General features: G+C 70.3%; 10 protein-coding genes. 9 read left to right on the top strand and 1 reads right to left on the bottom strand.

The genetic code is table 11. From position 1 onward, the window contains the following. Nucleotides 1-50 precede the first annotated feature (50 nt). The 7 genes from IRZ30_RS13705 (at nucleotide 51) to IRZ30_RS13675 (ending at nucleotide 6,105) form a co-directional block, all read left to right on the top strand. Nucleotides 51-1,400, top strand: coding sequence for a glycosyltransferase (locus IRZ30_RS13705; protein WP_294085997.1), 1,350 nt, complete (start codon nucleotides 51-53; stop codon nucleotides 1,398-1,400). Next, complete coding sequence (locus IRZ30_RS13700; protein ID WP_294085996.1) at nucleotides 1,379-2,278, top strand: glycosyltransferase family A protein; 900 nt, start codon at nucleotides 1,379-1,381, stop codon at nucleotides 2,276-2,278. Before IRZ30_RS13705 ends, IRZ30_RS13700 begins: the two co-directional genes overlap by 22 nt. Beyond that, nucleotides 2,275-3,033, top strand: coding sequence for an SDR family oxidoreductase (locus tag IRZ30_RS13695; protein ID WP_294085995.1), 759 nt, complete (start codon nucleotides 2,275-2,277; stop codon nucleotides 3,031-3,033). Before IRZ30_RS13700 ends, IRZ30_RS13695 begins: the two co-directional genes overlap by 4 nt. 88 nt (nucleotides 3,034-3,121) lie before the next feature. Continuing rightward, a complete protein-coding gene (locus IRZ30_RS13690; RefSeq protein WP_294085994.1) occupies nucleotides 3,122-4,210 on the top strand; it encodes a GHMP kinase in 1,089 nt (362 codons plus the stop codon). Between the two features lie 2 nt (nucleotides 4,211-4,212). Next, a complete protein-coding gene (locus IRZ30_RS13685; protein WP_294085993.1) occupies nucleotides 4,213-4,839 on the top strand; it encodes an SIS domain-containing protein in 627 nt (208 codons plus the stop codon). Nucleotides 4,840-5,069: 230 nt separating this feature from the next. Further along, entirely contained in the window at nucleotides 5,070-5,519 is a 450-nt protein-coding gene (locus IRZ30_RS13680; protein ID WP_294085992.1) for a helix-turn-helix domain-containing protein, read from the top strand. A 10-nt stretch (nucleotides 5,520-5,529) separates the two neighbouring features. After that, nucleotides 5,530-6,105, top strand: coding sequence for a PIN domain-containing protein (locus tag IRZ30_RS13675; protein ID WP_294085991.1), 576 nt, complete (start codon nucleotides 5,530-5,532; stop codon nucleotides 6,103-6,105). A gap of 14 nt (nucleotides 6,106-6,119) precedes the next feature. Here IRZ30_RS13675 and IRZ30_RS13670 read toward each other — a convergent pair whose 3' ends face one another. Further along, nucleotides 6,120-6,449, bottom strand: a complete 330-nt coding sequence (locus IRZ30_RS13670) for a hypothetical protein (protein WP_294085990.1) — start codon at nucleotides 6,447-6,449, stop codon at nucleotides 6,120-6,122. A gap of 147 nt (nucleotides 6,450-6,596) precedes the next feature. On the opposite strand from IRZ30_RS13670, the gene IRZ30_RS13665 reads away from it, so the two are divergent. Together IRZ30_RS13665 and IRZ30_RS13660 are read left to right on the top strand one after the other, a co-directional pair. Further along, nucleotides 6,597-6,875, top strand: coding sequence for a DUF2171 domain-containing protein (locus tag IRZ30_RS13665; RefSeq protein ID WP_294085989.1), 279 nt, complete (start codon nucleotides 6,597-6,599; stop codon nucleotides 6,873-6,875). A gap of 183 nt (nucleotides 6,876-7,058) precedes the next feature. Next, on the top strand, nucleotides 7,059-7,565 hold the full coding sequence (locus IRZ30_RS13660; protein WP_294085988.1) for a DUF2267 domain-containing protein: 507 nt from the start codon (nucleotides 7,059-7,061) through the stop codon (nucleotides 7,563-7,565). The last annotated feature ends 342 nt before the right edge of the window (nucleotides 7,566-7,907 follow it).

Raw genomic sequence — 7,907 nt, 5'->3', positions numbered from 1 at the left:
CTGCCCCCCTCTCCCACAAGGGGAGAGGGGGGAGAGAGGACGGCACCCTGATGTTCGCCCAGCGTCCGCGACGGCCCCGCATCGCGTTCCTGAGCGAGCACGCCAGCCCGGCGGCGCTGCTTGGCGGGCAGGACGCGGGCGGGCAGAACGTCTACGTGGACGAGGTGAGCCGCGCGCTCGGCCGGATGGGTCACGCGGTCGATGTCTTCACCCGGCGCGACGCGCCGGACCAGCCCGAGACGCTCGAGTGGGCACCCGGCGTCCGCATCGTCCACGTCCCGGCCGGTCCGCCGCGCTTCCTGCCGAAGGACGACCTGTGGCCGTTGATGCCCGCGTTCCGCGACGATATCCTCCGCTTCGCGGTCCGCGCGGGGGCGCGCTACGACCTGATTCACGGCAATTTCTGGATGTCCGGCTGGGTGGCGGTCGAGCTGGGCCGAGCGCTCGGCCTGCCCGTCGTCCAGATCTTCCACGCCACGGGCATGACCAAACGGCGGCACCAGGGCGCGGCCGACACCAGCCCGCCGGAGCGTATCCGGGTCGAGACCGACATCGTCCGGCGGGTCGATCGCCTCATCGCCCAGTGCCCCGCCGAGCAGACGGAGCTGGTTAACGACTACGGCGCCGACCCGGCGCGCGTGGCCGTCATCCCCTCGGCGGTGGACACCGCGCAGTTCTTCCCGATGGACCGCGCCGCGGCGCGCCGCCGGATCGGGCTGGACACTGACGGCCCGCTGGTCGTCTACGTCGGGCGGATGCTGCCCCGCAAGGACGTGCGCAACGTCGTGCGCGCCGTCGCTCTCCTCGCCCGGTGGACCGAGCTACCGGTCCGCCTCCTCGCCGTCGGCGGGGAGACGGAGCAGCCGGACCCGAGGGCGACGCCCGAGATCGGCGTGCTGCAGCGTCTCGCTAGGGAGCTGGGAATCGCCGACCGGGTGATCTTCACCGGCAAGCGGCAGCCCGGCGAGCTGGCCGCCTACTACGGTGCGGGCGACGTGGCTGTCACCACGCCCTGGTACGAGCCGTTCGGCCTCACGCCGCTGGAGGCGATGGCCTGCGGCCGGCCGGTGATCGGATCGGCCGTCGGCGGCATCGCCTTCACCGTGTGCCACGGCGAGACGGGCTTCCTCGTCCCGCCGCGCGATCCGGAGGCGCTCGCCCGGCGCCTGGCCGAGGTGCTGGCCGGTCCGGCGCTCCGGGACCGGCTGGGCCGGGCGGCCCGGGCGCGCGTCGAGCGCGCGTTCACCTGGCAGACCGTGGCCGAGCGGACCCAGGCACTCTACGTCGCCGTGCTGGCCGAGCGGGCGCGCCGGGGCAGTGCGCCGTCGCCTGCGGCGGCCGACCTCGCCGCCGGCGAGACGATGGTGGGAGAGGAGCCATGGCCCTGGTCGATGTCCTGATCCCCACCTACCGGCGCCGGACGGGCCTGGCGGTCGTGCTCACCAGCCTGCTGGGCCAGACCTTCACCGACTTCGACGTCGTCGTCTCCGACCAGACGCCGCCGGAGGAGGCGTATCTCGACAGCGTCGAGATCCAGACGTTGATCCGCGCGCTCGAATGGCACGGCCACCGGGTGACGCTGCACCGGCACCGGCCACGCCGCGGGATGGCCGAGCAGCGCCAGTTCCTGTTGGAGCAGAGCCGAGCACCCTACGTCCACTACCTGGACGACGACGTGCTGCTCGACCCGCCCGTCATGGAGCGCATGCTCCGCGTGCTGCGGGAGGAGGAATGCGGTTTCGTGGGCTGTCCCGCCACCGGGCTCTCGCACCTGAGCGACGTGCGCCCGCACGAGCAAGTGGCGTTCGAGCCGTGGGAGGGACCGGTGCGACCGGAGCCGTTCACACCGGAGACGATCCCCTGGGCGCGGCACACCGTCAACAACGCGGCCAACCCGCTGCACCTGGAGCGCCAGCACTGCCCGGAGGGCCGGGTGGTCCGCTACAAGGTGGCCTGGGTCGGCGGCGCCAACGTCCTCTACGACCGCGCCCGGTTGCTCAGCGTCGGCAGCTTCTCCTGGTGGGAGCGCCTGCCGCCGGGGCACGCGGGCGAGGAGGTGGTCACCCAGTTCCTGCTGATCCGCTACTACGGTGGCTGCGGCATCCTGCCGAGTGGCACCTACCACCTGGGGCTGCCGACCGCGGTCGACGACCGCCGCCGCAACGCGGTCGAACTCTTCGCCGAGCTGATCCGCGAGATCGAGTCGTCGCCGGGTGGGCCTGCCCACGGCGATATGCCCCACCCCGGCCGGGTCGGGCTGGAAGAGGAGCACCCATGAGCCGGAACGGACCAACGGGGATCGATCTGCAAGGGAAGGTGGCGCTCGTGACCGGCGCGGGGAGTGGCCTCGGTGCCGCTACCGCGCGGGCCTTCGCCCGCGAGGGTTGCTCCGTGGTGTGTCTCGACATCAACGCTGACGCCGCGGCCAGCGTCGCGCGCAAGATCGCCGCGGCCGACGTCGAGGCCTTGCCGCTCGGCTGCGACGTCAGCGACGCCGACGCCGCCGCTCACGCCGTCGGCCAGGTGGTCGACCGGCTCGGCCGGCTCGACGTGCTGGTCAACTGCGCTGCCGTCGACCACACCCTGGCGGTCGAGGAGATGTCGGTCGCCCAGTGGGATCAGGTCATCGGCGTGAACCTGCGCGGGCCGTTCCTCTTCTCCCGCCTGGCCTTCCCGATCATGAAGCGGCAGGGCGGAGGGCACATCGTCAACGTGGCCTCGACCGCCGCCACACGCGCCTGGGCCAACGCCGCAGCCTACCACGCCTCCAAGTGGGGGCTGATCGGCTTCAGCCGCGGGCTGGGGGTCGAAGGGCGACCGCACGGTATCCGCGTCACGACGGTGATCCCGGGCGGGATGCGCACCCACTTCTTCGACCGGTTCATCGAGCAGGGCATCCCGATGCCGGACGAGGCGAATCTGCAGGACCCGGCGGTCGTCGCGGCGACCATCGTCTTCGCCGTCACGATCCCACCTGAGTCCGCCCTACAGGAGGTCATCGTGACTCCGGTGACGGAGACGAGTTGGCCGTGAGAGGACGGCCCTCACCCCCGCCCCCATCTCCCAAACTTTGGGAGAGGGGCCGGGGGTGAGGGCTGACGCACCACGAACGGAGCCCCACATGCCGATCGCACGCGCGCCGGTTCGCATCAGCTTTGGCGGGGGTGGTACCGACCTCGCGGCCTACTACCGCCGCTACGGTGGACTGGTCGTGAGCGCGGCGATCACCCGCTACGCCTACGTCGTCGCCCGGCAGCCGGCTGACGGCGGTATCCACCTCGGCTCGGCCGACTACGGGGTTTGGGAACACTGGCCGCCCGGCACGATCCCGCCGGTCGTCGATCCGCTGCCGCTCCCCAAGGCCGCCGTCGCCTGGTTTGCCGAGGCGAGGTTGCTGCCGGAGGGCGTCGATCTCTTCCTGGCGTCCGAGGTGCCACCCGGCACCGGGCTGGGCTCGTCGAGCGCCATGGCCGTGGCGCTAACCCGGGCGCTGGGCGCCTACGCCGGGCGCCCGCTCATTCGGGCTGCTGCCGCCGAGATCGCCTGCGACCTGGAGATCGACCGGCTCGGGATGCCGATCGGCAAGCAGGACCAGTACGCCAGCGCCTTCGGTGGCCTCAACGCCATCGAATTCACCGACGACGGAGTGCGCGTCCACCCCCTGGGGCTCTCGCCGGACATCGTCGCGGCGCTGGAGACACGCCTGCTCCTCTTCGCCACCGGGCATACCCGCAACTCGTCACGGGTGCTCGCGCAGCAGCGAGCCGACACCGAGACGAAACCCGAGGTCGTGGCCGCGCTCCACCGGCTGAAGGCGCTCGCCGCCGCGATGGCCGACGCCCTGACCGCGCACGACCTCGACCGCTTCGGCCGCCTGCTGGATGACGGGTGGCGGGAGAAGAAGCGCGTCTCCGGCCGGGTCAGCACGCCGGAGATCGACCGCTGGTACGCCGCGGCGCGGGAGGCCGGTGCGCTCGGCGGCAAGGTCACCGGCGCCGGGGGCGGCGGCTTTCTCCTGTTCTACTGCCCGCCCCGGCGGCAGCCGGCCCTCCGCGCCGCCATGGCCGCCCACGGCCTGCGCGAGTTGACCTTCGGCTTCGACGCGGCGGGCGCCTGTCTCGTCGCGGGCGACCTTGCCGGCGCGTCGTCTGCTCCGACGCCGCTCGGAACGGGACAAGGTGGGCTCAGCCGCGATGGACAAGGAGCGTGATGATGCAAGACGAGATCGAACGCTACTGGCGCGAGATCGCGCTCCTGGTCCATGCGATGCCGGGCGCTGTGGTGGCGCGGGCCGCTGAGATGCTGGACGACTGCCGCGCTCGCGGCGGTACCGTCTTCATCGCCGGCAACGGCGGGAGTGCCGCGACCGCATCCCACTTCGCCTGCGACCTTGTCAAGGGGACCCGCCTGCCCGGGCTGCGCCCCTTCCGGGTTGTGCCGCTCACCGACAACATGCCGCTCGTGACCGCCTGGGCCAACGACACCAGCTACGAGCGGATCTTCGCGGAGCAGTTGGAACCGCTGGTGCGGCCGGGCGACGTGCTGGTCGCGATCAGCGCCAGTGGCAACTCGCCCAACATCCTCGCCGCCGCGCGCGTGGCGCGCCGTGCCGGGGCCGTGACCGTCGCCCTCACCGGGCGGACCGGTGGCAAGCTGCGTCGCCTGGCGGACCTCGCCGTCTGCGTGCCCTCGGAGACGATCGAGCAGGTTGAGGACGCCCACCTGATCGTCGCCCACAGCCTCTGCGTGGCCCTGCGGCAGCACCTCCGCGACGCGGCGCCCGCCCGCCGGGCACTCACCGACCCGGCGCCCCACCCCGCCGTCGCCGACCTCGACTGAGCCGAGCGCGCTACGCCGCCTGACGACGCGGCGGTAACCCCAGGAGCGCGGGTGTCGCACGGAGCCTCGCCCAACCCCTTCGTCAGGAGCGCCGGCATCCTGCCGCCCCCCGTCGCGTTCGCGCGTGCCAGGGGCGAATGGGCCTCTTGGCACCTTTGGGTGAGCACGGTAGTTGCGTTTGTTTCGAATAGGCGCTATGATGCGTCCACACAGGCGGGAGGAGGTACCCCATGCAGTCAGCTACATTGAAGCCGAGCAAGCCGGTAATGGCGGCTGACGACGAGCGCGCGTCGCTTGAAGATATTGATCGCTTGCTGGAGAGCCGTTGGACGGACCGCCCCGCCCTCATCGGCGACGATGGCACGCGCATCGCGTTGCCTCCGTCGCTGTTTCGGGTGCTTCGCGAGGCAGTGCACGCCTTAGCCGAAGGCGCTGCGGTCACGATTGTCCCCATTGACAAAGAATTGACGACCCAGCAAGCGGCGAATATCCTAAACGTGTCACGGCCTTATTTAATCCGGCTCCTTGAGCGTGGTGAGATCCCGTACCATACGGTCGGCCGGCACCGGCGTATTCGCTTCGGGGACGTCCTCGCATACCGGCAGAAGCGCTACGAACGTCGGAAGGAAGCTATCCGGCACATGATCGAGGCGAGCGAGGAGTCGGGCGACTATACCTAGGCGGTGAGGTTTGCCCGATCTTGGCTTAGCAGCGTTCGTTGCTGTACTCGACACGTGCGTCCTGGTGCCTGACTCGCTGCGGCATCTCTTGATCGGTGCCGCCGTGGAGGAACTCTACACGCCGCGGTGGAGCGTTAAGACCCTGGGCGAGTTGCACAACACCCTGATCAGGCGCGGCAGGACGAGGGCCTACGCGCAGCAGGTCTGCATCGAACTGCGTGACGCGTTTGAAGACGCGACGGTCCAAGTCGAGGGGATCGAGATTTCCAGAATGGACGCCGCACCTGACGATCGACACGTGGTCGCGGCTGCTGTGCGCAGCGGTGCCGATCTCATCGTGACCGCGAACACTCGCCACTTCCCAGCCGCCGTGCTCGACCCGCTCCAGATACAAGTCAAGACACCGGACGAGTTTCTCTGCGATCTCTTCGATCTTGAGCCGGTTCTGCTGGCGCGCCTTGTCGAGGAGCAAGCAGCTTGTCTCCGAAATCCCCCGATGAGTGCTGTTGAGCTGGCCGAACACAAGCTCAGCACGCACGCCCCGGAGTTCGTGGCAGCGGTGCGGCCCCTGCTGTCTCCTGACTAGGTTTGCCCGCTCACCTACCCCTCTCCCGGCGGGTCCTGGAGGTAGTCGGGGCGCTGCTCCCAGCCCATGCGGTCCACCTGATCCCAGGTGATGTTCAGTACGACGCAGTCGCCGGTGACGTCGCTGAGCGATCCGATCGGCACGAAGAGGCGCGTCCCGCTCCCGGCGCGTTCCACTTCAAGGTACGGCTCGATCTCCGTGGGGGAGGCGGCGGGCGGAGGTGCCCCGTAGGTGGCGGCGCGATACACCTTGACCACGCGGCCGATCGGTTGGTGCTCGCTGTCGCAGACGTTCATGCCCCAGCGGATGCGCTCCAGCAGGAGCAGGTTCGGATCGGTGGTCATCGCGGTCTCCTTCTCCGGTGCCTCGCCGGACATGTGGTTCCGACGATCGGTTGCACGGGGCGTACCAGCCGGCATCGGCATGATCCTTGCACGTTACTGCGGGTGCCGGGAACAGCTCGGAGCGAGCGTGCAGGAGAGGGATCGCCGATGAGGGAGCACAGAGCTGACATCCACCGGGGCGTGCCGGTCGTCGACTCCGACGGGCGCGGCGTGGGCATCGTCGCCGGGGTACGCGAGGACGACTTCCTGGTGCACCGGCCGGAGGCGTTTGGCATCTACATCCCGAAGGACGCAGTGGCGCGCGTCGAGATCGACCGCGTCGTGCTCGCCGCCGGCGTCACCGACATCGAGCGGGAGAATTGGCCGCGCGAGCTGGGCTGGCCGGTCTCCGCGGGGGCCGGCGGGGCGGACGAGATTCCGTCCTAGCTTCTGGAATCGGCCGATCGATCCGGGCGCGAGCGCGCTCGGTGCCACCAGGCCGGAGCGGTCCGGTATTGCCGCGATAGACAGCGCCCGCCCCTCCAGGGACGGGAGATGCGTCCGAGCCTGATGCCCCGATGTCGTGCTTCGACCACATGGCCCGGAACGACATCCGGGAGGGGGCGGTCCATGGATAAGCCGACGTTCGTGAATAAGGTGCGCCAGCGGCTGGGCGACCGCTTCGTGGCGACGCCGGAGGAGAGCATCCGCGCCGTGTTCCAGACGCTCCACGAGCGCCTGCCGGAAGGCCAGGCGGGCCACATCGCCTCCCACCTGCCCAAGGAGTTGAAGGCCGAGTGGGATCTGGGCAGGGGCGCGACGCTGCGGCGCCAGATCAGCGGCACGGGTACGTCCTTCGACCGCGACGAGTTCCTGGAGCGGGTTCGCCAGCGGGCCGGGCTCCCGACGCGCGACGACGCGGTCCACGCCACCCGCGCGGTCTTCGCCACCCTCCAGGAAGCGCTCCCGGAGAAGGATCGGCGGGATACCGCCGGTGCGCTTCCGCAGCCGCTCCGCGGTCTCTGGGAGACGGCGGCGATGCAGGGCACTGGTGCACGTCCAGACCCCGCCGGGCAGCGGTACGAGGACCAATGGCTCCCCAGCGAGCACGGCAAGACACCGGACCAACTCGCCTAGCGCCCCGGCCCATGCCGTCCTGCGTGGCCGCTGACCAGGCGCTGATACCCCGGTAGTAGGGTATCCACGATCCAATGAGTGCCTGGGGCTAAAGCCGCCGGGCTCACAACGAAAGCCGGCTGAAGCCGGCTGGGGATGGTGTCGTACTCACATTCCGGCGTGGAGTTCCTCCGCGTGGCGCGTGTCCGGGCTAAAGCCGCCAGGCACGGGCCGAGCGGCGGGACCCGTCGCACCACCCATCGCACGTCCCAACGTCGGCTCGGAACCCACCCCGGCGCGGCTGATACCGCGCGGCACCCCCAGTACATGTAACTCAAAACAGAGGCGCCCACACGAGCACTA

The sequence above is a fragment of the Sphaerobacter sp. genome, assembly GCF_019683595.1.
Lineage (GTDB): Bacteria > Chloroflexota > Chloroflexia > Thermomicrobiales > Thermomicrobiaceae > Sphaerobacter.
The sequence above is the reverse complement of the archived record's forward strand: the minus strand, read 5'-3'. Positions and strand labels throughout refer to the sequence as shown.